The sequence below is a fragment of the Curtobacterium sp. VKM Ac-2865 genome (assembly GCF_015350905.1).
GTDB lineage: Bacteria > Actinomycetota > Actinomycetes > Actinomycetales > Microbacteriaceae > Curtobacterium.
The window spans coordinates 105,951-128,492 of the sequence record NZ_JADKRZ010000005.1 but is presented as its reverse complement, the minus strand read 5'-3'; the positions used below and the strand labels follow the sequence as shown (position 1 = coordinate 128,492).

At 71.7% G+C, this 22,542-nt stretch carries 19 protein-coding genes, 1 tRNA gene and 1 riboswitch; of the genes, 8 read left to right on the top strand and 12 right to left on the bottom strand.

Going from position 1 to position 22,542, the window contains the following annotated elements; all coding sequences use genetic code 11:
* The first annotated feature begins 42 nt into the window (after nt 1–42).
* From ITJ54_RS13150 to ITJ54_RS13130, 5 genes are all read left to right on the top strand, one after another.
* Nucleotides 43–477: a MarR family winged helix-turn-helix transcriptional regulator gene (locus ITJ54_RS13150; RefSeq protein ID WP_194628973.1), complete on the top strand. Its 435-nt coding sequence runs from the start codon at nt 43–45 to the stop codon at nt 475–477.
* A gap of 80 nt (nt 478–557) precedes the next feature.
* Nucleotides 558–1,763: an MFS transporter gene (locus ITJ54_RS13145; protein WP_194629343.1), complete on the top strand. Its 1,206-nt coding sequence runs from the start codon at nt 558–560 to the stop codon at nt 1,761–1,763.
* A 556-nt stretch (nt 1,764–2,319) separates the two neighbouring features.
* Nucleotides 2,320–2,958 (top strand): oligoribonuclease, encoded by a 639-nt coding sequence (orn, locus tag ITJ54_RS13140; protein ID WP_194628971.1) that lies wholly within the window; start codon nt 2,320–2,322, stop codon nt 2,956–2,958.
* A gap of 67 nt (nt 2,959–3,025) precedes the next feature.
* Nucleotides 3,026–3,101, top strand: a tRNA-His gene (locus tag ITJ54_RS13135).
* 103 nt (nt 3,102–3,204) lie between these two features.
* Entirely contained in the window at nt 3,205–3,549 is a 345-nt protein-coding gene (locus tag ITJ54_RS13130) for a metallopeptidase family protein (protein WP_194629341.1), read from the top strand.
* Between the two features lie 31 nt (nt 3,550–3,580).
* Here the strand turns inward: ITJ54_RS13130 and ITJ54_RS13125 are convergent, their stop codons facing one another.
* The 5 genes from ITJ54_RS13125 to ITJ54_RS13105 form a co-directional block, all read right to left on the bottom strand.
* Nucleotides 3,581–4,189: an ATP-binding protein gene (locus ITJ54_RS13125; protein WP_194628969.1), complete on the bottom strand. Its 609-nt coding sequence runs from the start codon at nt 4,187–4,189 to the stop codon at nt 3,581–3,583.
* 7 nt (nt 4,190–4,196) lie between these two features.
* Complete coding sequence (locus tag ITJ54_RS13120; RefSeq protein ID WP_323741718.1) at nt 4,197–5,003, bottom strand: energy-coupling factor transporter transmembrane component T; 807 nt, start codon at nt 5,001–5,003, stop codon at nt 4,197–4,199.
* Nucleotides 5,000–6,616, bottom strand: a complete 1,617-nt coding sequence (locus tag ITJ54_RS13115) for an ABC transporter ATP-binding protein (RefSeq protein WP_194628967.1) — start codon at nt 6,614–6,616, stop codon at nt 5,000–5,002. Before ITJ54_RS13115 ends, ITJ54_RS13120 begins: the two co-directional genes overlap by 4 nt.
* Nucleotides 6,617–6,618: 2 nt before the next feature.
* A complete protein-coding gene (locus tag ITJ54_RS13110) occupies nt 6,619–7,275 on the bottom strand; it encodes an ECF transporter S component (RefSeq protein ID WP_194629337.1) in 657 nt (218 codons plus the stop codon).
* A riboswitch (TPP riboswitch) is annotated at nt 7,271–7,382 on the bottom strand. It overlaps the preceding gene by 5 nt.
* 21 nt (nt 7,383–7,403) lie before the next feature.
* Entirely contained in the window at nt 7,404–7,724 is a 321-nt protein-coding gene (locus ITJ54_RS13105) for a hypothetical protein (protein WP_194628965.1), read from the bottom strand.
* Between the two features lie 148 nt (nt 7,725–7,872).
* On the opposite strand from ITJ54_RS13105, the gene glgX reads away from it, so the two are divergent.
* The 3 genes from glgX to treZ are packed head-to-tail and all read left to right on the top strand — an operon-like array spanning nt 7,873 to nt 14,404.
* Nucleotides 7,873–10,161, top strand: a complete 2,289-nt coding sequence (gene glgX, locus ITJ54_RS13100) for a glycogen debranching protein GlgX (RefSeq protein ID WP_194628963.1) — start codon at nt 7,873–7,875, stop codon at nt 10,159–10,161.
* Nucleotides 10,158–12,647 carry a malto-oligosyltrehalose synthase gene (gene treY, locus ITJ54_RS13095; RefSeq protein WP_194628961.1) on the top strand — a complete coding sequence of 830 codons (2,490 nt, stop codon included), beginning with the start codon at nt 10,158–10,160 and terminating at the stop codon, nt 12,645–12,647. Before glgX ends, treY begins: the two co-directional genes overlap by 4 nt.
* Nucleotides 12,644–14,404, top strand: coding sequence for a malto-oligosyltrehalose trehalohydrolase (treZ, locus tag ITJ54_RS13090; RefSeq protein ID WP_194628959.1), 1,761 nt, complete (start codon nt 12,644–12,646; stop codon nt 14,402–14,404). Before treY ends, treZ begins: the two co-directional genes overlap by 4 nt.
* A 94-nt stretch (nt 14,405–14,498) precedes the next feature.
* Here the strand turns inward: treZ and ITJ54_RS13085 are convergent, their stop codons facing one another.
* The 7 genes from ITJ54_RS13085 to ITJ54_RS13055 all read right to left on the bottom strand — a co-directional run bounded on the left by ITJ54_RS13085 (nt 14,499) and on the right by ITJ54_RS13055 (nt 22,500).
* Nucleotides 14,499–15,293: a polyprenol monophosphomannose synthase gene (locus ITJ54_RS13085; RefSeq protein WP_194628957.1), complete on the bottom strand. Its 795-nt coding sequence runs from the start codon at nt 15,291–15,293 to the stop codon at nt 14,499–14,501.
* Nucleotides 15,294–15,339: 46 nt separating this feature from the next.
* Complete coding sequence (locus tag ITJ54_RS13080; protein WP_323741716.1) at nt 15,340–15,996, bottom strand: class F sortase; 657 nt, start codon at nt 15,994–15,996, stop codon at nt 15,340–15,342.
* Nucleotides 15,997–16,211: 215 nt separating this feature from the next.
* Complete coding sequence (locus tag ITJ54_RS13075; RefSeq protein WP_194628955.1) at nt 16,212–17,369, bottom strand: glycosyl hydrolase family 8; 1,158 nt, start codon at nt 17,367–17,369, stop codon at nt 16,212–16,214.
* Between the two features lie 126 nt (nt 17,370–17,495).
* Nucleotides 17,496–18,326 (bottom strand): DUF4397 domain-containing protein, encoded by an 831-nt coding sequence (locus ITJ54_RS13070; RefSeq protein ID WP_194628953.1) that lies wholly within the window; start codon nt 18,324–18,326, stop codon nt 17,496–17,498.
* Between the two features lie 150 nt (nt 18,327–18,476).
* Nucleotides 18,477–20,465 (bottom strand): glycosyltransferase family 39 protein, encoded by a 1,989-nt coding sequence (locus ITJ54_RS13065; protein ID WP_194628951.1) that lies wholly within the window; start codon nt 20,463–20,465, stop codon nt 18,477–18,479.
* On the bottom strand, nt 20,462–21,988 hold the full coding sequence (locus ITJ54_RS13060) for a glycosyltransferase (protein ID WP_228509404.1): 1,527 nt from the start codon (nt 21,986–21,988) through the stop codon (nt 20,462–20,464). The genes ITJ54_RS13065 and ITJ54_RS13060 overlap by 4 nt, the downstream gene beginning before the upstream one ends.
* Nucleotides 21,985–22,500 carry a GtrA family protein gene (locus ITJ54_RS13055; RefSeq protein ID WP_194628949.1) on the bottom strand — a complete coding sequence of 172 codons (516 nt, stop codon included), beginning with the start codon at nt 22,498–22,500 and terminating at the stop codon, nt 21,985–21,987. The genes ITJ54_RS13060 and ITJ54_RS13055 overlap by 4 nt, the downstream gene beginning before the upstream one ends.
* Nucleotides 22,501–22,542: the final 42 nt, after the last annotated feature.

The following is a 22,542-nucleotide window of genomic DNA, read 5'->3' as shown; positions in this document are numbered from 1 at the left end:
GACGCCGTTGCCTGTTCCATAGCTCTGCTATATAGTTCATCCATGGAATCATCGCGCGTCGAGACGATCGAGACGCTCCTCGTCTCCGTGAACCGCCTGATCCGCACGGCCGTCCAGTCGACCGGCAACACCACCTCCCCCGCCGTCTGGCGCACCCTCGGGATCCTCGAGACCAGCCAGCCGCTCCGGGTCGGTGAACTCGCGACCGCCTCGCGCGTGTCGCAGCCGACCATGACCCGGCTCGTCGGCGGGATGCTCGACGACGGCCTCGTCACTCGGTCCGTCGACCCCGATGACTCCCGCGGCCAGCGCATCGGGATCACCGAAGCCGGCCGCGCGCACCTCCTCGAGTGGCGCGCCACCCTCGCCCGCACCGTCGGCCCGGTCTTCGCGGACCTCGACGACGACCAGTGGGACGTCCTGCACGAAGCATCGGCCCTCATCGCGACGAGGACCAGAACGGAGATCCCCGCGTGAACGCCCACGCACCCGCTGCCGGTCCTGCCGCCGCCGGTCCCGCTGCCGGTCCCGCTGCCGGTCCCGCTGCCACGGGCAGCATCCTCAAGCAGTCGAAGGCGGTGTGGGCGATCGCCTTCGCCTGTGTCGTCGCCTTCATGGGCATCGGCCTCGTCGACCCGATCCTGCCTGCGATCGCCGGCTCCCTCCGGGCGACGCCCGCGCAGACCGAGCTGCTCTTCACGAGCTACCTCGCCGTCACCGGCGTCGCGATGTTCTTCACCAGCTGGGTGTCGAGCCGCATCGGCGCCAAGCGCACCCTGCTCATCGGGCTCGCGCTCATCGTGGTGTTCTCCGTGCTCGCCGCCGTGTCGAACGACGTCTGGACGATCATCGACTTCCGCGCCGGCTGGGGGCTCGGCAACGCGCTCTTCATCTCGACCGCACTCGCGACGATCGTCGGTGCCGCATCAGGAGGCACCGCGTCCGCGATCATCCTGTACGAGGCAGCACTCGGCCTCGGCATCGCGATCGGCCCCCTCGTCGGCGGGCTGCTCGGGTCGGTGAGCTGGCGCGGGCCGTTCTTCGGCGTCACGACCCTGATGGCGATCGCCTTCGTCGCGGTCGTCGTGCTCCTGAAGACCTCCGGGCTCGAGAAGCCCACGCCGACGAAGCTCTCCGCGCCGTTCCGTGCCCTCGCGCACCCCACGCTCGCAGCCCTCGCCGCCACCGCCCTGTTCTACAACATCGGGTTCTTCGTGCTGCTCGCCTACACGCCGTTCCCCCTCGGGTTCGGGGCGCTCGGCATCGGGTTCACGTTCTTCGGCTGGGGCGTCGGCCTCGCCGTCACCTCGGTGTGGGTCGCCCCGATGCTCACCGCACGGCTGCGTCGGACGACCGTGCTCCGGATCGCGCTGCCGCTGCTGGCGCTCGACCTGTTCGCCGCGGCCGTGGTTGTGCGGTCACCGGCCGGGCTCATCGTCTGCGTCGTCGTGGGCGGCCTGGTGCTCGGCGTGCTCAACACCGTGCTGACCGAGTGCGTCATGGAGGCCACCGACCTCCCCCGCTCAGTGGCGTCGAGTGCGTACTCGGCCGTGCGGTTCATCGGTGGAGCGATCGCCCCGCCCGTGGCCACCCTGCTCGCGGACGCGTACTCGCCGAGTGCCGCCTACGTCTTCGCGGGGACGTCCGTGGCCGTGGCCTTCGTGGTGACGATCGTCGCCGCTCGGGCGCTCCGCCGGGTGGACGACGGCCCGGAGGCCTCGCGCGTCGAGGCCGAGGCGATCTCCGCCGGCGAGGTCGTCTGAGTCTCGTCGCGTTCCGGGCTCCCGCTTTCAGCCTGGAGGCCCGGTGCCGGTCCGTCGGACCGGCACCGGGCCTCCAGCTGGTTGCGCCGGGCCCGTGCCCGGGTGCCCGGGTGGACTGGGTGGCCCGGGCGGCCCGGGCGGCCCGGGTGGCCCGGGCGCCTGGGTGCGCGGCGGCGTGCCGTCCGGGTCGAGCGGGCGAAATGCCAGCGTCCGCCACGGGACCCACCGCGACATTCCGCCCGCTCGGCGTTCCGGCCGCATGGTGACCAAGCGCGTGACCGCCCGCCGGGGTCGAACGGGCGAAATGCCAGCGTCTGCCACGGGACCGACCGCGGCATTCCGCCCGCTCGGCGTTCCGGGTCGACGGAGACGAAGCGTGCAACCGCCCGCCGGGCCGAGCGGGCGAAATGCCGGCGTGCGCCGCTGGACCGACCGCGGCATTCCGCCCGCTCGGCGTTCCGGCCGCACGGAGAAGGACCGCGCAGCCGCCCGGTCACGAGGGCGCCCAGCGACGACAGCGGTCCGGGGTGTCCGTGCCCGGCAATAGGATCGGGACATGGCAACCGCGAATGACCGCCTCGTCTGGATCGACTGCGAGATGACGGGCCTCGACGTCGAGGTCGACGAACTCGTCGAGGTGGCCGTGGTCATCACCGACTTCGACCTCAACCCCGTGCACCCGGGGTTCGACATCGTGATCAAGCCCGACCAGTCGGCGCTGGACAACATGAACGAGTTCGTGACGAACATGCACGCCACGTCGGGCCTCAGCGAGGAGATCCCGAACGGCGTCGGCCTCGCGGACGCCGAGTACCAGGTGCTCGAGTACATCCTCGCGCACGTCCCCGCCGCGGGCAGCGCGCCCCTCGCCGGCAACACCATCGGCACCGACCGGGCGTTCCTGGCGAAGTACATGCCCCGCGTCGACGGCCACCTGCACTACCGCAGCGTCGACGTGTCGAGCATCAAGGAGCTCTGCCGCCGCTGGTTCCCGCGCGTGTACTTCAACGCGCCCGAGAAGCACGGCGGACACCGTGCCCTCGCTGACATCCTCGAGTCGATCCGCGAGCTCGAGTACTACCGTCGTGCGGGCTTCATCGCCGAGCCCGGCCCCTCGACGGAAGACGTCCGCGCCGTGGCCGCCGAGGTCATCGAGGCCTGGGCGCCTCGGCTCGCGAGTCCTGCAGCCGAGTAGTGTCCCGGACACCCGCCGGGGTGTACTACTATTGAGTGGTTGCCCGGCAGTTCGGGTGACAGACATGGTGGGTATAGCTCAGCTGGTAGAGCGCCTGGTTGTGGTCTAGGAGGTCGCGGGTTCGAGCCCCGTTACTCACCCCATGTGCGAAGGCCCCCGTCGGGTGACGGGGGCCTTCGTCGTTCCGTGAGACCACGAGGCCGACCCGGCTGACGTCCGGCCGCGTGTGCCACGATCGACCCCGTGATGGAGATGTCCGCCGAGGCCTTCGAGGCCCTCGTGACCGATGAACTCGACCTGCTCCCGGACGAGATGGTCGACGGACTCGACAACGTGGTGTTCGTCGTCGAGGACGAACCCGAGGACGGCTCCGAGCTCTTCGGCATCTACGACGGCGTCGCGCAGACCGAGCGCGGGCAGTACGGCTTCGGCGAGCTCCCCGATCGCATCGTCGTGTTCCGGAAGCAGCACCTGGCGGAGTGCGACACCGACGAGGAACTCCGCGACGAGGTCCACACGACCCTGGTCCACGAGATCGGCCACTGGTACGGCATCGACGACGAGCGCCTCCACGAACTCGGTTGGGCCTGAGACCCACCGCCGAGACGGACTGTCGCCGGGGTCAGGACCGCAGCACCACGTCTGCCAGGGACGCAGGGTCCTGCTCCGCGATGAAGGCGTCCTCCTGTGCGGCCCACCGGTCCCACTGCTCGGCGAACACCGCCCCGTCGCGGTCGATCGCCCGGCGCTTCCGCTCGGCGTCGTCCGCCGACATCCAGATCCGCAGCGTGGCGAGGGACGCCGACGCGCGGGACAGCGCGCCGCAGCCCTCGACCACGAGCGGCTCGTCCGGGTCGAGGGACACCCACGCGGCCGGCTCCGACCGCTCCCAGTCCCACTGGCGGTAGCCAGACGGCGTGCCGAGCACATCCTCCACCACGGCCGTTGACGCTGCCAGCAGGCCGTCCCAACCGGGGTAGACATCGTCCAGGTGGACGAGCTGCGCGCCCAGCTCGATCGCGAGCGCACCGCCGAGCGTGGTCTTCCCGGTGCCGGAACGGCCGTCGACCAGGACGACCGAGCGTCGACCGGAGGTGGAGGCGGTGTCGGCGGCCCGTGCGCGCGCGGCGAGCGACGTGACGGGGCCGAGCCGAGCCTCCCGGCCGGATGCAGGCGACGCGACCCGATCGGAGGACCTCGCCTGATCGGAGGATGCGGCCGGTCCGGGCATCGCCCGATCAGGCACGCCACGTCCCCATCGCGACCGCCACGGCGATCGACACCAGCCCGATGCCGACCAACGCCGCGACCGTCGCCCACTCGCGCCCGCCGAACCGCGCCGGCCGCGCCCACGTCCGCGTGCCGGGCGCGCCGAAACCTCGGGACTCCATCGCCACGGCCAGCGTCGTCGCCCGCCGCAACGCCACGACGAGCAGGGCGAACGCCATCGACGCCCCACGGCGGAGGCGACCGGTGTCCGCGACACCCCTGGCACGGCGGGCCATGCCGAGTTGCCGCCAGTCCTCACCGAGGAGCGTCATCATGCGGATCGCGGCGAGCGCACCGAGGACGAAGCGGGCCGGCAACCGCAGCACCTGCCCCAGCCCGTCCGCCAGGTCTGTCGGGTCCACCCGGATGAACAGCGCCACCGACGGGATCCCCACGGCGAGCACACGCAGCATCGTCGCGAGGGCGAGCACCAGCGAGCCGTCGGTGACGTGGGCGAAACCGAGGTCGAACCACTCCCGGCCGGAAGCACGCCCGTAGAGTGCGATGCTCAGACCCGTCAGGGGCACCGCGAGCAGCACCGGCGACGTCCGCAGCAGCAGCGTGCGCACCGGGATCCGCAGCAGCGGCAGCAGCGCGAGCTCGATCACCAGGGCGACCGCCGCGGACACGACGTCGAGACTCAGCACGAGGCAGATGCCGAGTCCGAGGACACCGAGCAGCACGGCCACCGGCTGGACGGCGTGCACGCCGCGGGCGCGCCGGACGGGAGGCTCGCCCCGCCACGACGGGGACGCCGGGGTCGTCGGGACGGTCACCACGCGCCTCCCGTGGTCGCGTCCGTCTCGCCGGGTGCGCCCGTGTCGTCGTGTGCGGGTGCCGTGCCGGACGGGGTGAGGACGACCTCGTCGGCGTCGAGTGCGCGGACCAGGTCGCGGTCGTGGGTCACCGCGACGATCGCGGTCCCGCTGTCGGCGAGGGCGCCGAGGCGGTGGACGACGGCCTGCCAGGTGGCGCGGTCCTGCCCGGAGGTCGGTTCGTCGAGGACCACGACCGGCGGGCGGGTGGCGACGACGGTGCCGATCGCGAGGCGGCGCTGCTCCCCGCCGGACAGCGTGAAGGGGTTGGCGTCCGCCAGGTGCCGGAGGGCGAAGGCGTCGAGCAGGTCGTCGGCGCGGGCCTGCGCGTCCGGGAGGCCGAGGGCGCGAGGGCCGGCCTCGAGTTCGGCGCGCACGGTGCGGGCGACGAACTGGTGCTCGGGGTCTTGGAACACGGTGCCGATCCGGGCGGCGAGGGCGCGGCTGGTCCACGCGTGGGGCGCTGGTCCGGCTCCGTCTGCCAGGGCCTCGGTGGCGTGGAGCGTGCCGTCGGCCGGGCGGAGCAGTCCGGCGAGCGTGAGGCCGAGCGTGGACTTGCCGACGCCGTTCGGGCCGGTGAGCGCGAGGACGCGCCCGCGGGTCACGGTGAGGTCGATGCCCGTGCCGACGCGCTGTCGTCGTCCACGTGCGGTGGCGAGGCGCTCGGCGCGGAGGAGCGCGGAGTCGTCCAGGGGGTCTCCATCGAGCGGGCGGGATGCCGGGGTGGGGCGGTCGCCCGACGCTGGCATTCCACCCGCTCGACCGGGCGTGGGGCGGGGCCGGCGGGCCGAGCCCCTGGCGGGTTCGGAGCCGGGGACCCAGACGCCAGCGGCCGTGAGCGCGTCGCCGTGGGTCATGAGCACCTCGGCGGGACTGCCGTCGGCCACGACACCGCCAGCGGGTTCGATGAGCACCAGTCGGTCGACCAGGTCGAGCCACGTCCCGATCCGGTGCTCGACGACCAGGAGCGTGGCGCCGGTGTCCTCGAGGAGTGCCCGGACGGCGTCGTGCACCTGCTCCACACCGTCCGGGTCGAGGTTCGCACACGGCTCGTCGAGCACGAGGGCTCCCGGGCGCATCGCGAGCACCCCGGCGAGTGCGAGTCGCTGCCGCTGGCCACCGGAGAGCATCGTCGTGGAGCGGTCGAGCTCGAGGTCGAGCCCGACGACGTCCAGGGCCGAACGGACGCGCTCCCACGTCTCGGCGCGCGGGACACCGGTGTTCTCGCACCCGAACGCGACGTCGTCGCCGATGCGGGACATGACGGTGTGGGCCTCGGGGTCCTGCATGACCAGGCCGACGCGCCCGCGGACGGACTCGGGTGGCGCACCGTCGACGAGCACGCTGCCCCGGACCTCGGCCGCGGTGTCGTCGTCGGCGTCCGGCTCGTCGGGCAGGACCGCCGCGACGGCCCGCAGCAGCGTTGACTTGCCGGCGCCGGACGGCCCGACCACGGCGACGCGCTCCCCCGGTTCGACGACCAGGTCGACACCGCGGACGGCCCAGCTGTCACGCTCGGCGTACCGCCAGCCCCAGTCGCGGAACTCGATCCGGGCGGGGTGGACGCCCGCCATGCTCAGACTGCCGAGGACGGACGTCGCTTCGCGTGCTCACGCCCGACCGCGAAGGACGACAGCACGCCGGTCCGGGCGAGGGCTCGGACGATGAGCCACGACCCGAGGCCGGCGATCACGGCGCCGGAGATCGTGCCGCAGACGATGTAGACCGCCTTGAAGGCGGCGTCGAGCCCTGCGTACCAGAGGACCGAGTCGTTGATGCCGAGTGCGAGACCGGCAGCGGCGCCCGCAAGGACGACGACCGGCAGGCGGTACACCCGGTACAGGAAGAGCGCGAGGACCAGCTCGGCGCCCAGGCCCTGCACGAGGCCGGCCTCGAGGGTGCTCCACCCCCACTGGGTGCCGAGGAGGGCCTCGACGCTCGCGGCGACGATCTCGGCGTAGAGGGCAGCGCCGGGCTTCCGCACGATGATCGCGACGATCGGTCCGGCGAGGAGCCACACCCCGCCGAACAGCGCCTGCGTGCCGGGGAGCAGGAGTGCGACCGCGGCGGAGAGCGGCTCGTAGCCGAACTCCCAGAGCTTGAACACGACGCCGACCGCGACGGCGAGGACACTGGCGACGACGATGTCGACGACCCGCCAGCGCAGTGAGCGCTTGGGGGCCGACGTCGTCGCCGTCGAGTGGGCGGTGGTGGTGGGCGTGCCGGACGGCATCATTCGAGACTCCTCCCTGCGCCGGCATGACCCGGATCAGGTTCGACGGTCGGAGCGCTGCTCGCTCCCTCTCAGCCCGGCGATCCCGGACTCCCGTGTGTGTCCCAGAAGTGTACTGCTTCAGAGCCCTACTTCTTGAGGACGCGGATGAGCTTGCGGAGGACGGTGCCGGTCACCCAGATGACGGGGATGCTGACGACCAGCAGGGAGATGAGGTTGGGCTCGAACTCGAGGTCCTTGCCGGGACGACGCACGTACGCGCCGACGGGGAGGGTCGCGCCGCCGCCACCGCCGCCACCGTTCTGGTCGTCGCCGCCGCCCCCGAAGCCGAACCAGCCGACGGACACCGGGATGAGGGTCTGGTCGCCGACCTCCACCGGGTCCCCGTAGTTCGTGGAGACCCCGACGGGGCGGACCTTGTCTGCGATCTGCGTGACGATGTTGGTCATGGCGCGAGGCTACTCCCGCGGTCCTGGCCGGCGCGCGACCTGTCCACAGCCCGGGCAGCGCTCAGATGCTGTCCACCGACGGCTCCGGCGCGGCGGACAGCACAGGGAGCCGCCGATACGTTTGCTGCAACCACCTACGGAGGAACGTTTGCACACCTGGCCCGGCAACCCCTACCCGCTCGGCGCGACCTACGACGGCAGCGGGACGAACTTCGCCCTGTTCAGCGAGGTGGCCGACCGCGTGGAGCTCTGCCTCTTCGACGAGGACGGCACCGAGGAGTGCGTCCCCCTGGTCGAGGTCGACGCCTACGTCTGGCACGCGTACCTGCCCAACGTCGGCCCCGGACAGCGCTACGGCTTCCGCGTCCACGCCCCGTACGACCCGGCGAACGGTGTCCGCTCGAACCCGGCGAAGCTGCTCCTCGACCCGTACGCCAAGGCGACGAGCGGCGACATCGACTGGGACCAGTCGCTGTTCTCGTACACGTTCGGTGACCCGGACTCCACCAACGACGAGGACTCCGCCTCGCACATGGTGAAGGGCGTGGTGATCAACCCCTTCTTCGACTGGCAGGGCGACCGCGCGCCGCGCACCCCCTACGGCGAGACCGTCATCTACGAGGCGCACGTCAAGGGCCTCACCCAGACGCACCCCGGCGTGCCCGAGGAGCAGCGCGGCACCTACGCCGGCGTCGCACACCCGGCCGTCATCGAGCACCTCAAGCGCCTGGGCGTGACGACGCTCGAGTTGATGCCGGTGCACCAGTTCGTGAACGACTCGACCCTGCAGGACAAGGGGCTGTCGAACTACTGGGGCTACAACACCATCGGCTTCTTCGCGCCGCACTCGCACTACTCGTCCTCGGGCGACGGCGGGCAGCAGGTGCAGGAGTTCAAGACGATGGTGCGCGAGCTCCACCGGGCCGGCATCGAGGTCGTCATCGACGTCGTCTACAACCACACGGCAGAGGGCAACCACCTCGGCCCGACGCTGTCGTTCCGCGGGATCGACAACGCCGCGTACTACCGCCTGATGGACGACGACAAGCGGTACTACATGGACGTCACGGGTACCGGCAACTCGCTCAACGTCGGGCACCCGCACTCGCTGCAGCTCATCATGGACTCCCTGCGCTACTGGGTCACCGAGATGCACGTCGACGGCTTCCGCTTCGACCTCGCCGCGGCGCTCGCCCGCGAGTTCTACGAGGTCGACCGGCTGTCGGCCTTCTTCGAGCTCGTCCAGCAGGACCCGATCGTGTCGCAGGTGAAGCTCATCGCCGAGCCGTGGGACGTCGGCCCCGGTGGCTACCAGGTGGGCAACTTCCCGCCGCAGTGGTCGGAGTGGAACGGCAAGTACCGCGACACCGTGCGCGACTTCTGGCGGGGTGAGCCCTCGACCCTCGGCGAGTTCGCGTCGCGGATCTCCGGGTCGGCCGACCTCTACGAGCACGACGGCCGCACGCCCAAGGCCAGCATCAACTTCATCACGGCGCACGACGGCTTCACGCTGTACGACCTGGTGGCCTACAACGAGAAGCACAACGACGCCAACGGCGAGGACAACAACGACGGCGAGAGCCACAACCGGTCCTGGAACTCCGGCGACGAGGGCCCGACCGACGACGAGTCGGTGAACGCGCTGCGGGTGCAGCGTCGCCGGAACTTCATCGCGACGCTGCTGCTGAGCCAGGGCGTGCCGATGATCGCGCACGGCGACGAGCTCGGGCGCACCCAGCACGGCAACAACAACGTCTACGCGCAGGACTCCGAGCTGAGCTGGATCGACTGGGCTGCCGCCGACGACGACCTCGTGCAGTTCACGGCCGACGTCGTCAAGCTCCGGCACGACCACCCGACGTTCCGTCGCACGCGCTACTTCAACGGGCGCCCGGTCCGCCGTGGCCAGGACGAGCCCCTGCCCGACGTCGTGTGGCTGACCCCCTCCGGTGAGGCCATGGAGCCCGAGGACTGGGACTCCGGCTTCGGCAAGAGCGTCGGCATGTACCTCAACGGCGACGGCATCCGCGGGCGCGACTCCCGCGGCGACCGGGTCACCGACGTGGCGTTCATCACGTACTTCAACGCCCACGACGACACCGTGACGTTCACCCTGCCCCCGGAGGAGTACTCCCCGGGCTGGACCGTCCGGATCGACACCGCGTCGCCGGGCGCCCGCGACGAGGTGCTCGACGCCGGCTCCCCGCTCGACGTGCCGGCCCGCTCGATGATCGTGCTCCGCGCCGAGCCCGACCACGTGGTCACGACCACCCCGGTCGAGGTCCAGGACGCCGCTGCGACAGGACCGGACGCACCACAGGACGCCGTCAGCCCCGTGAACCCGGCCGGTTCGCACGCTCCGAGCGGCACCGCGCCCGCCCGGGGGACGACCGGACCCTCCTCGAACGAACCCGACCCGAACGGAACCCCCCGATGAACCGCCGGATCCCGACCTCGACCTACCGGCTCCAGGTCTCGCCCGACTTCGACCTCACCGCTGCGAAGGACGTCATCGACTACGTCCGCGACCTCGGCGCCGACTGGGTCTACCTCTCCCCCGTGCTCCAGGCCGAGCCCGGCTCCGACCACGGCTACGACGTCGTCGACCACTCCCACGTGGACACGCAGCGCGGCGGGGACGACGCCTTCCGCGCGGTCGCCGAAGCGGCCCATGCTGCCGGACTCGGCGTGCTCGTGGACATCGTCCCGAACCACGTGGGCGTCGCCACCCCCGAGGTCAACCCGTGGTGGTGGTCGCTGCTGGAACACGGCAAGGACTCCCCGTACGCACGCGCCTTCGACGTGGACTGGGACGCGGGCGACGGCAAGCTCCGCATCCCCGTGCTCGACGACCGTCTGCTCGACGCCGTGGTGCTGCAGGGCGACCGACTGCTGGTCGGCGAGACCGCCTACCCGACCGCGCCCGGCACCGTCCAGGGCGGCGACGACGTCGAGACCGTGCACGCGCGGCAGCGCTACGAGTTCGTGCACTGGAAGCGTGCCGACCACGAACTGAACTACCGCCGGTTCTTCGCGGTGAACACCCTCGCGGGCATCCGCGTCGAGGACCGCGAGTTCTTCGACGCCTCGCACGAACGCATCGGCGCCTGGTTCCGCGACGGTCTGGTCGACGGCCTGCGCATCGACCACCCGGACGGGCTCTTCGACCCCGCCGGGTACCTGCAGGACCTGCACGAGCTGACCGGCGGTGCGTACACGCTCGTCGAGAAGATCCTCGAACCCGGTGAGCAGCTGCCGTCCTCGTGGCCCGTCGACGGCACGACCGGCTACGACGCCCTCGGTTTCGTCGACCGCGTGTTCGTCGACCCCGCAGGTGCCGAGGCACTCGGAGCGACCTCCGGTTCCGAGCCGACCGACTGGCAGGCGCTGACGCACGACACACGCCGCGGGATCGCCGACGGCATCCTCGGCAGCGAGGTCGCCCGTCTCGCCCGCATCCTCGTCGCCGAGACCGACGGCCTGCCCCACGAGCGCGTCGTCGACGCCGTCGCCGAGGTCGTGGCCTCGTTCGACGTCTACCGCACCTACCTGCCCGAGGGCGTCCACCACCTGGTCACCGCCCTCGAGCGCGCAGCCGAAGCCCGACCGGATCTCGACGACGTCATCGACCGCATCGCCCCGGCCCTCGTCGACCCGACCCACCCCGCGGCGCTCCGGCTCCAGCAGACCAGCGGCATGGTGATGGCCAAGGGCGTCGAGGACACCGCCTTCTACCGGGTGTCCCGCCTGTCGTCCCTCAGCGAGGTCGGCGGCGACCCGAGCGTCTTCGCCGTGAGCACCGACGAGTTCCACGCCGCTCAGCGCGAGCGTCTCGCGAGCTGGCCGCACACGATGACGACCCTGACGACCCACGACACCAAGCGGAGCGAGGACACCCGCGCCCGCATCGCGGTCCTCGCCGAACTCGGCGACGAGTGGAACGAGACGTTCGGGCGGCTCCAGGCCCTGGCACCGCTCGAGGACACGGTCTTCGCCGACCTGCTCTGGCAGGCGGTCGTCGGAGCCCGACCGGCATCCCGTGAGCGACTGCACGCGTACGCCGAGAAGGCCTCGAGGGAAGCTGGTGACAGCACCACGTGGACGGAGCCGGACGAGGCCTTCGAGGGGCAGATGCACGCCCTCGTCGACGCCGCGTTCGACGACCCCGCCGTGGTGGCGATCCTCGATGCCCTCGACGAGCGGATCACCGCCGCGGGCTGGTCGAACGGGCTGTCCGTCAAGCTCGTCCAGCTCACCGCCCCCGGCGTCCCCGACGTCTACCAGGGCACCGAGGGCTGGGACCGGTCGCTCGTCGACCCGGACAACCGCCGCGCGGTGGACTACACCGAACGTCGGCACGCGCTGGCCGCGCTGGACGGACCCGATGACGACGGCCCCGAGCAGCTGCCGGCGATCGGCATGGACGCCCGCGTCAAGCTCCTCGTCACCAGCCGTGCGCTGCGCCTGCGCCGTGACCACCCCGAGCTCTTCACCCGGTACCTGCAGCTCGAGGCCACCGGCACCGCAGCGGACCACGTGCTGGCCTTCGACCGCGGCGGCGCCGTGACCGTCGCCACGCGCCTGCCCGTCGGGCTCGAGCAGGTCGGCGGCTGGGGCGACACGCTCGTGCACCCGGTGCCCCTCGACCGTGTCGACCTGCTGACCGGCCGGGTCGTCCCGGCGGCCCGCGGCATCGCCGTGGCTGACCTGCTGAGCACCTACCCGGTCGCCCTGCTCGTGCCCGCGGACGTCGCCGGCACGACCGGCCACACGGCGGACGCGACGACCGCGACCGACGCGAGCGGAGCCTCCCGGCCGGCCGCACCCACCGCAGCCGACCCGGCGGCCGCGACCACCACGACCGACGCCCCCGGTGAGACCGACGCGCAGGCCGACATCGACATCCTGGAGGGTCACGCATGACCGAACCTGCCCGCTACGCCGTCTGGGCCCCGAAGCCGGAGCGCGTGCGCCTGGTCGTCGACGGCGCCGAACACCCGATGACCCGCGGCGACGACGACTGGTGGAGCACCGACGTGGTGATGCCCGTCGTGGGCGCCCGCTACGGGTTCCGCATCGATGACGACGACGCGGTCCGCTCGGACCCGCGCAGCCGGTTCCAGCCCGAGGGCGTCCACGGCCCCTCCGAGGTCGTCGACCCGGACCGCTTCGCCTGGACGGACGAGAGCTGGACCGGACGTCCGGCGCGCGGTGCCGTGGTCTACGAGATGCACGTCGGGACCTTCACGCCCGAGGGCACGCTCGACGCCGCTGCCGCCAAGCTCGACCACCTGGTCGAACTCGGCGTGGAGTTCGTCGAGCTGCTGCCCGTGAACGGCATCAACGGCGAGTGGAACTGGGGCTACGACGGGGTCGCGTGGTACGCCGTGCACGCCCCGTACGGTGGACCGGACGCCTACGACCGCTTCGTCGACACCGCGCACGCACTCGGCCTGGGCGTCATCCAGGACGTCGTCTACAACCACCTCGGCCCGAGCGGCAACTACCTGCCGCTCTACGGCCCGTACCTGGTGCAGGGGCTGGCGAACACCTGGGGTGACTCGGTCAACGTCGAGGACCCCGAGGTCCGCCGCTACGTGCTCGACAACGTGCGCATGTGGTTCCGGGACCACCACGTCGACGGGCTCCGGCTCGACGCCGTGCACGCGATCCGCGACACCTCCCGCCCGCACGTGCTGGCGGACATGGCGAGCGAGACCGACGCGTTCTCGGCCTTCATCGGTCGGCCGCTGTCGCTCATCGCGGAGTCGGACCTCAACGACCCGGTGATGTTCCGTCCGCGGGAGGCCGCCGGGTACGGACTCGCTGGCCAGTGGTCGGACGACTTCCACCACGCGGTGCACGTCGCGGTCACCGGCGAGACGAACGGCTACTACGCCGACTTCGCCCCGCTGTCGGCACTCGCGAAGGTGCTGGAGTCCGGGTTCTTCCACGACGGCACGTGGTCCTCGTTCCGCGGCGCGCGACACGGACGACCGATCGACCGCGGCACCTCCCCCGCGACCGCGCTCGTGGTCGCGAACCAGAACCACGACCAGATCGGCAACCGGGCTGCCGGCGACCGCCTCGCAGCGACCGTGTCGGACGAGGGCCTCGTGATCGCGGCCGCCCTGACCCTGCTCGGCCCGTTCACGCCGATGCTGTTCATGGGCGAGGAGTTCGCCGCGACGACACCGTGGCAGTTCTTCACCTCGCACCCGGAGGAGGAGCTCGGCAGGGTCACTGCCGAGGGCCGCATCAAGGAGTTCGCCCAGCACGGCTGGGACGAGTCCACCGTGCCGGACCCCCAGGACCCGTCGACGTTCCAGAACTCGAAGCTGGACTGGTCCGACACGACGTCGGAACGCGGGACGGCGATCCTGCGGGCCTACCGGGTGCTCGTCGCGCTGCGTCGGACCGACGAGGCCTTCGTCGACCACCGGTACGAGGCCAACGCGGTCCGCTTCAGCGAGGACGGCCGCTGGCTCGTGCTGACGCGCGGGCTGCTCGGTCCGACGGCCGCGCCCGTGCACGTGGTCGTCCACCTGGCGGACGGCACTGCCGAGGTGCCCGTGCCGGACGCCACCGGCGAGGTCCTCTACGCGTTCGGCGACGTCAGCGTGCCGGACGAGTCGGACACGGTGCGGTTCGACGGTCGCGGCGTGGTCGTCCTCCGCTAGGGCCGACAGCAGCACGACGCCAGCACCACACGACGATGCCCGGCCGGGGGAACCCAGCCGGGCATCGTCGTGTCCGATCGGACCGCCGCGCGCGTCAGTTGATCGGGTTCGACACCGCGTGCGCGTTCCGCCGCACCGACGGCAGCGGGTGGTGGTCACGGACCAACGCGCGGACCTCCCGCACACGACGGTCGATGCCCCACTTCGTCACCAGGGTCAGGCTCTCCCGCACGATGTTGCCGCTCATCTTCGAGACGCCGAACTCCCGCTCGGTGAAGGTGATGGGCGTCTCGACGATGCGGAGGCCGGCCTCGAGCGCACGCCAGCACAGGTCGACCTGGAAGCAGTACCCCTTCGAGGCGATGCCGGCGAGGTCGATCCGCCGGAGCGCGTCGGCCGTGAAGACCCGGAACCCGCCGGTGGCGTCCCGCACCGCGATGCCGAGGGCCAGACGCGTGTACAGGTTGCCGCCACGGGAGAGCAGCTCGCGGTACCAGGGCCAGTTCTCGACCTCGCCGCCCTTGATCCACCGGGAACCGAGGACCAGGTCGTTCGAGTCCGCGAGCTCGATGAGCCACGGCAGGTACTCGGGGTGGTGGGAGCCGTCGGCGTCCATCTCGACGAGCTTGTCGTAGCCCTGCTCGAGCCCCCAGGCGAAGCCGGAGAGGTACGCCCCGCCGAGGCCGTCCTTCACCGTCCGGTGCAGCACGTGCACCCGGTCGGTCTCGCGGGCGATGGCGTCGGCGATGTCGCCGGTGCCGTCGGGCGAGTTGTCGTCGACGACGAGCACGTGGACGTGGTCGTCCGTCGCCGCGAGGGTGCGCTCGACGATCGGGCGGACGTTCTCCGCTTCGTCGTAGGTCGGGATGATGACCAGGGTGTCGCTCATGGTGCTCCTCGGATGGTTCGATCGAACATATCGGTCGGGTGCTGGTTCACCCGTCCGACAGGTCTGCGAAGACGATCAGATTGTCGGTGTAGTGCCCAGTCGCGGTGTCGAACGTGCCGTCGCACGTGATGAGCCGCAGCGTGGGCGTGGGCGTGGTGCCGTACACGTCGCTCGTCGGGAAGGCCGACTTCGACGCTCGTTCCGTCTTCTCGACCGTGAAGGTGCGGCTGCTGCCGTCCGTCATGGCGACGTGGACCTGGTCCCCGGCCACCAGCTCGTCGAGCCGGAAGAACACCGCGGCGCTGGTGGGGCTGTCGACGTGCCCGGCGATGACCGACGGACCGACCTGCCCGGGGACGATGCCGTCGCTGAACCAGCCCGCGTTGTCCCACCCCTTCGGCGGGTCGAGCTCGCCGGCAGCACCGCGGTGCAGGTCCTCGAGCGAGGCGTCGACCCCGATCGCCGGGATCGACACGCGGGTCGGGGTGGCGTCCGACCGGGCCTCGGGAGCGGCCGGGTCCTGGAACCCGGCGATGTCGCGGTCGCCGCTGCCCGGGGCTGCGGAACCGGCAGCACCGGCAGCCGAACCGGCACCAGCGCTCCGCGACGCGGAGGTCCTGGGAGCGGCCGCGCCGTCCGGCTCGCTCCCGGCCACCGCGACCCCCGTCACGACGGCCGCCGACACGACCACGACGGCGGTCACGATCCCGACGACGACCCCGCGCCGCCCGAGCCTCGTGGAACGCGACGACCCACGTGCGGTGCTCCGCGAGTCCGGTCGCCCACCACGAGCCTCGTGCCCAGCACCGGTACCAGCACCAGCCGCGCCGCCGCTGCCAGCCGCACCGGCACCGGCACCAGCACCGGTACCGGTACCGGCACCACCGCGCCCGGCCGACCGCCGCCCGCGCTCCCCGCTCACGACGCACCCCCGGCCGCGGTCGCGCAGCCGCCGAGCACGTCCGACGTCAGCATGGTCGCGCCGAGCGCCGCCCACGCGTCCCCGTAGTAGGTGGGCGTCGTGGCCGAGGTCCGGTCGGCACGCTCCAGGTCGGCACGCGCGGCACCGGTCGCCCCGGACGCCTGCTCCGCAGCAGCCCGCGCCGCGTACGCCAGCGCGCTCCGGTCCCCCGTGACGGCCGTGCCGCCGAGGTCGAGCTGCGCGGCCAGCTGCGTCGTCCGCCGGAGCGTCGGCGCCACGGACGCGGCGAGCGCCCGGTCCGGGGCCGTGCAGGCCTCGGCGTAGCGCAGGGGCATCCGCATCGCGTCGTACCCGTAGAGCACGCGGGCGTCGTCCCCCGTGGCGGGCATGGGGTCGACGGTGCCGTCAGCGTGCACCTGCGACCAGTCGCTCGGCAGGTCGGACTTCTCGAGCACGGCACGGGTCACGGCGGTGGAGCTCGTCTCGAGTTCCTTCCAGCGGTCGTCCTTGGTGGCCGCGGCGAGCACCCGGTAGGCGGCCGGCGAGGCGTAGGAGGCGTTGTACCGGTACGGCTCGGAGTCGGCCCACGGCCCCGGCAGCAGGATCAGCCCGAGGTCCGTCCTGGCCGTCTCGTGGTCGAGCACCGCTGCCGCCATCTCCTTGCCGGCGGCGGTGTAGCGCGCGTCGTCCCAGGCGTCACCGGCGAGCACGAGGGCCCTGGCGGTGTCGAGGTCGGCGTCGCTCGCGGACTGCGCGTCCGAGACGCCGCTTTCCTCGGTCCAACGCCAGGCGAGCAGCTGGTCGTCGGTGAGCAGGTGTCGCTTCGTCCACGACCAGATGTCGTCGAAGCGGTCGCGGTCGCCCGCGGCGTAGGCGATGAGCAGCCCGTAGGCCTGTCCCTCGCTGACCGTGTCGTCGCCCTGGTCCTTGCGGACGACCCGGCCGTCCTCGACGTACCGGTCGAGGAACGCCGTGCGCAGCTGCGCCGCGGTGCGGGTGCCGTCGGGTGCGGTGGTCGAGGTGGGCGTCGAGACGCCGCCGGCGTCCGGTGCGCGGTCGGACCACGGTCGGACCGCCGCGACGGCGATGCCGCCGGCGACGAGGACCGCGGCGAGCGCCACGGCGGTGACGGGGATCCAGTTCCTGCGGGTCATGCTGGCTCGCTCTCTGCTGGTGGGTGGGGCTCACGGACTGGAGGCTCGGACCAGGTGCGCGGATCGGCGCACGTGGGGCGGGCCTCCAGTCCGGGTCGGTCGTGACGACCGCGGATCAGGCGAGCGTCAGTTGAAGATGCCGCGGATCGTCCGGACGAGCGCGTGGAACGCGTCGGTGGACGGACGCTCGGCGGCCGTGCCGCCGCCGCCGGTCTGCACGCCGCCGGCCGGGGTCTGGGCGGTCGCTGCCGCGTCGGTGACGGGCACGACCGTCAGGTCGCCCTTGCTGTCGTCGAGGACGAACAGGGTGGAGACGGTGTTGCCGGCGAGGTCCACGTCGGCGCTGCCGACCTGTCCGCCGCCGGAGAGGTCGAGGTTCCACTTGCCGGCACCGACCGTGGCGTACTTCGTCGCGGTGCCGAACTTCGCGCCGGACGCGATGGCGGTGCCCTCCGAGGTGCTGACGTCGACCGTCTTGGCCGTGGTGGCCGCCTGGACCAGTCGGAGCTTGGCCTTGCCGTCGCCGGGCTGCTGCAGGTCGTCGGTGTACGCGGCGGTCTTCAGCGACGTGCTCTTGCCGTACGCGACGACGGTGCTGGCGTCCCCGCCCTGCACGGTGACGTCGGTGGAGATGACGGGCGTGGAGTCCGGTGCGTCCGAGGCCCGCATCGAGAGCACGTAGGTGCCGGTCGGCAGTTCCTTGTAGGGGCTGACCTGGCCGTAGGTGACGTCGTCGAGCTCGAAGATCGTCTTGCCGCCGGACAGGCTCGAGAGCTCGACGTCGACGGCCTTCGTGTCCGGGGAGAGGTGGCCGACGCGGAGCCAGCCGTCCTGCGGGGCGGCGGTGGCGGCGCTGGCGGACTGGGGGGCGAGGCCGACGGTCGCGGCGACGAGCGTCGTGGCGAGGGCGCCGACGACGACGATGCGGCGGCGAGGGGTGCGGAGGGAGGCGGTCATGATGGTGCTCCTTCGGGTCGGGGCGGTGGTGGTGCTGGTGCTGGTGCGATCAGGGCGATCGCGGTGCTGGTGCTCGTGCTCGTCGTGCGGTCGGGGTGGTCAGCGGCAGGGTCGGCGCTGGCAGGTTCGGTGCTGGCCGGGGCGGCGCAGTCAGGACGCGGTGACGGCGGTGGTCGTCGGGTCCATGGGCGACCAGACGACGGTCAGGGTGTCGCCGTCGCGCTCGACCGACTCGGCGCGGTAGTCCTTCGCCAGGGCGTCGAGGGTCTTCTCGGTGTTCGCGGCGGCCGTCGGGCTGGCGGTGTGCAGGACGACCCGTCGGAACGAGCGGCCCTCCTCGCCGGTGAGCGGGGTGAAGCGGTCGACCCGGACGAAGCGGTCGGCGAGCACCTGCCCGAGGGCGATCATGGCGCGGGAGTCCACCTGGCCGGCGCGGAACTGCGACTTGGTGCCCGCGTTCGCGTTCAGTGCGGGGTTCTGCGCGAGCTGCGTGCCGAGCGTCTTGCGCACGTTGCTCGCCGCGGTGATCTCCCGTTCGGCGGCCTGCTGCCCCTGCGGGTGGATCTGCCGGACGTCGACCATCTGGTTGCCGGTGCCGAAGGACGCGACGACTGTCGAGTTCTGGATCGCGTCACGCACGTCGACGGACGAGTTGCCGCCGGTGCGCATCGAGTCCGTCGTGACGACGTAGTCGGAGTCCTTCCAGCCGTTCGGCGACTGGCGCTGCACGGCTCCGTCGGTGTCGAGCTTGTAGTACCAGACCACGTTGTCGCGGGCGAAGCCGTCGTCGACGAGGTCGACCCACATGGCGTCGTCAACGAGCATCCGGGAGCTCTTGTCGACGTTGTCGCCGATCCAGTTCTCCGCCTGCGCCATCGGCTTGTCCAGGTCGGTGATCAGGAACCCGCGGAGCTGCGATCCCCAGAGCGGGACGGCGACGACCAGGGCCGCGGCGGTGACGAGTGCCCAGGTGCCGCCGAGCACGCGGCGGCTGACCCCGCGGAACCGGCTCTTGGCGCGGAAGGCGGTGATGCCGGCCACGGCGAGGACGGCACGCTCGCCGACGAACGCGACGAGCAGCGCGGCGAACGGCACCAGCATGATCACGTACGGCACGGGCAGGTACCCGTTCGGGCGGAACATGAACGCGAGCAGGAAGACGAGCATCGCGGCGATCGGGCGGACCCGGCGCAGGAACAGCCCCACGACGGCGGCTGCCGAGCCGAGCACGATGAACACCGGGTCGAGCGCCCACCACTGGGCAGCGGCGTCGTTCGCCAGGCTGCCGCCGGAGAACACCGACCCGCTGGCCTGCCGGCTGCCGAGCTGGTACGTGACGCCCTCGAGCAGGCTGACCTTGCCGGCGCTGGGCAGGAGTTCGCCCTTGACGGCCGCGAGCAGGATGTACCCGCCACCGATGACGGCGAGGACGGCTCCGGCGACGCTGAGCGTGTACCGACGGGTGCTCGGGTCGGCTCGACGGACGGCCATCCAGATGAGGAACGGCAGCGCCAGCAGGTAGGTCTCCTTGCTGAGCACGGCGATCCCGAGGCAGGCGGCGGCACCGACGAACCCGGCGAGCTGCTGACGACGGCTGAGGACGAGCACGAACGCGGCGAGGAGCCACGGCGTCGCGACGTTGTCGATGTAGACCGTGCGGTGGTACTGCAGCGCCAGCGGGGAGAGCCCGAAGACGAGGACCGCCGCGGCAGCAGTGGGCCGCGAACCGCCGAGCCGACGCATCAGCACGAACAGGAGCACCGCGGAGACGGCGGCGAAGAACACCATCGACTCCCGGGCGGCCTCGACCGCGAAGGCGTAGCGGGCGAAGGCGCCGGTCAGCTGCGTGTACCCGGCGATCTGGATCCAGCCGAGTGGCGGGTGGTCGTACCAGTACGTGTAGTGGGTGAGCTCGCCGAGGTGCGTGATCGCCCACGCCTGGGCGGTGTACGTGCCCTCGTCGTCGATGCGCTGCGGGGTGCCGCCCATGTTCCAGGACTGCACGGCCACGGCGACGGCCAGGACGGGGAGGAGCCACACGAGGCTCCTGGCGTGCACGCGGAACCACGTGCCGGCGCCGGACGAGGACCTGGCACCGCGGATCGGGATGCCGGTCGTGTTCGTGATGCTGGCGGTCATCGGTCGTCACCTCCTGTCGAGGGGGCCCCGGCGGACGCGAGGGCGGGTTCGGAGTCGGGCTGGGGCTGCGGCTGCGCCGCGGAGTCGGGCTCGGTGACCGCGGACGAGAAGCCCACGACCTCGGCCTGGGCACCACGGTGCTGGCCGGTGTGCTCGGTCTTCTCCCAGCCGTTCTGCCCGCGGGAGTGACGGATGACGGCTCGGACGGCCGCTGCGGCGAGGAACACCTGGTACGGCACCAGGCCGAGGACGAGCTTCACGTAGTCGCGGACGCGGACCTTCTCCTTGTAGAGCCGGCCGAACTCGCCGAGCCCGGCGATCTCGACCGCCAGGAGCATGAGCGTCGGGGCGAGCGGGATGAAGGAGATCAGCGCGATCGCCGTCGGGACCTTCACGAACGCGATCATGATGACGCTCAACGGGATGAGCAGACCGGTCGCCGCCTGGATGAACGGCATCGTCAGCAGGTAGCGGGCGAAGAAGCGCTGCTTGAACGTCGGCAGCTTCTTCCACTCCCCCTTGCCGAGGACCTGCAGGAAGCCCTGGTTCCACCGGGTGCGCTGCTTCAGGAGTGACGCGAAGGTGGGCGGGGTCTCCTCGCGGGTGACCGCCTCGGGGCTGTAGGCGACGACGACCTTGGCGTTGTCAGCCGACAGTCGGACGCCGAGCTCGCAGTCCTCGGCGAGGCAGTGCGCGTCCCAGCCGTTCGACCAGTCCAGGCGCTCCTTCGTCACGAAGACGGTGTTGCCGCCGAGCGGGATGAACTTCGACTCGGCGTGGAAGTGCAGGCGCGAGCGGAACCAGAAGTAGTACTCGAGCACGTTGCGGAGCGACCACCAGCTGGAGCGGAAGTTCATCAGCTGCACGCCGCCCTGCACGACGTCGGCGTCGGTCTCCTGGAAGCGGGAGTCGACCAGGCTGAGCAGGCGCGGGTAGACCTCGTCCTCGGCGTCGAACACGCCCACGATGTCGCCGGTCGCGTACTGCAGCGCCAGGTTCATCGCCTTGGGCTTGTTCTTCGGCAGGGTGTCGTCGACCACCACGCTGATCAGTCCGGGGTGGCGGGCGGCGGCCTCGCGCACGACACGCTCCGTGCCCGGGTCGTCCTCGCCGACGATCGCGATGATCTCGAAGTCGGGGTGGTCCTGCGTGGCGAGCATGTCGAGCGTCTGCCCCATCACCTCCTCCTCGTGCCGACCGGGCACGAGCAGGGTGAAGCGGTGCGCGGCGGGCCGCGGGGTCTGGCTGAAGCTCGTGGCGCGCAGCGCCGAGCGCGAACGCCAGGCGTGCAGCATCCACCACAGGGTGCTCAACGCGACCAGCGTGAGCAGGACGGAGATGGCGACGAGGGCCGAGTAGCCGATCCACTCGCCCACCGACCAGGCGGCCTGCGCAGCCTGGCCCGAGCCTCCCGTCGGGACGTCCGTGGTGCCCCGGTTCGGGACGTCGCCCCGGGGACCGGAGGGGTCGTTCGGCTGCAGCAGCGGCCCGGCGGCCGCGACCAGCGTGGTCAACATGGTCATTCTGTGAGCTCCTTCGTGCGACGTGCGTCCCGGGAACGGAAGACGAGGGCCTTGTACGCGGCGAACCGGAACACGGTGCCGAGGACCAGGCCGACCCCGTTGCCGGCGACGTTGTCGGCGAGGGTGCTGGTGAAACCGAGCAGGTAGTGCGAGACGAACAGGCAGGCGGCGGCGATGCCGAGGCCGATCAGGTTCGTGAGCGCGAAGAGGAGGCCCTCGCGGAGCGTCTCGCGACGTCCGGAGGTGCGCTCCGCGCGGAAGGTGATGGACCGGTTGAGGATCCAGGCGACCGCCGTGGAGATGACCGCCGAGCCGACCTTCGCCGCGATCGGCTTGTCGTCGAGGACCGTGAAGCGCAGCAGGTTGTAGACGCCCAGGTCGACGAGGAAGCAGAACGCGCCGATGGCGCCGAAGGACACCAGCTGCCGCGAGGTCGCGATCAGCCGCGTCAGACGGCCGGTGGGGACCACCCGTTCGGGTGGCACCACAACGAGGGTGTCGGTCGAGGTCATGCCCCCGATTCGGGGGTGATGGGGTGGCGGTTTGGGTGGGGT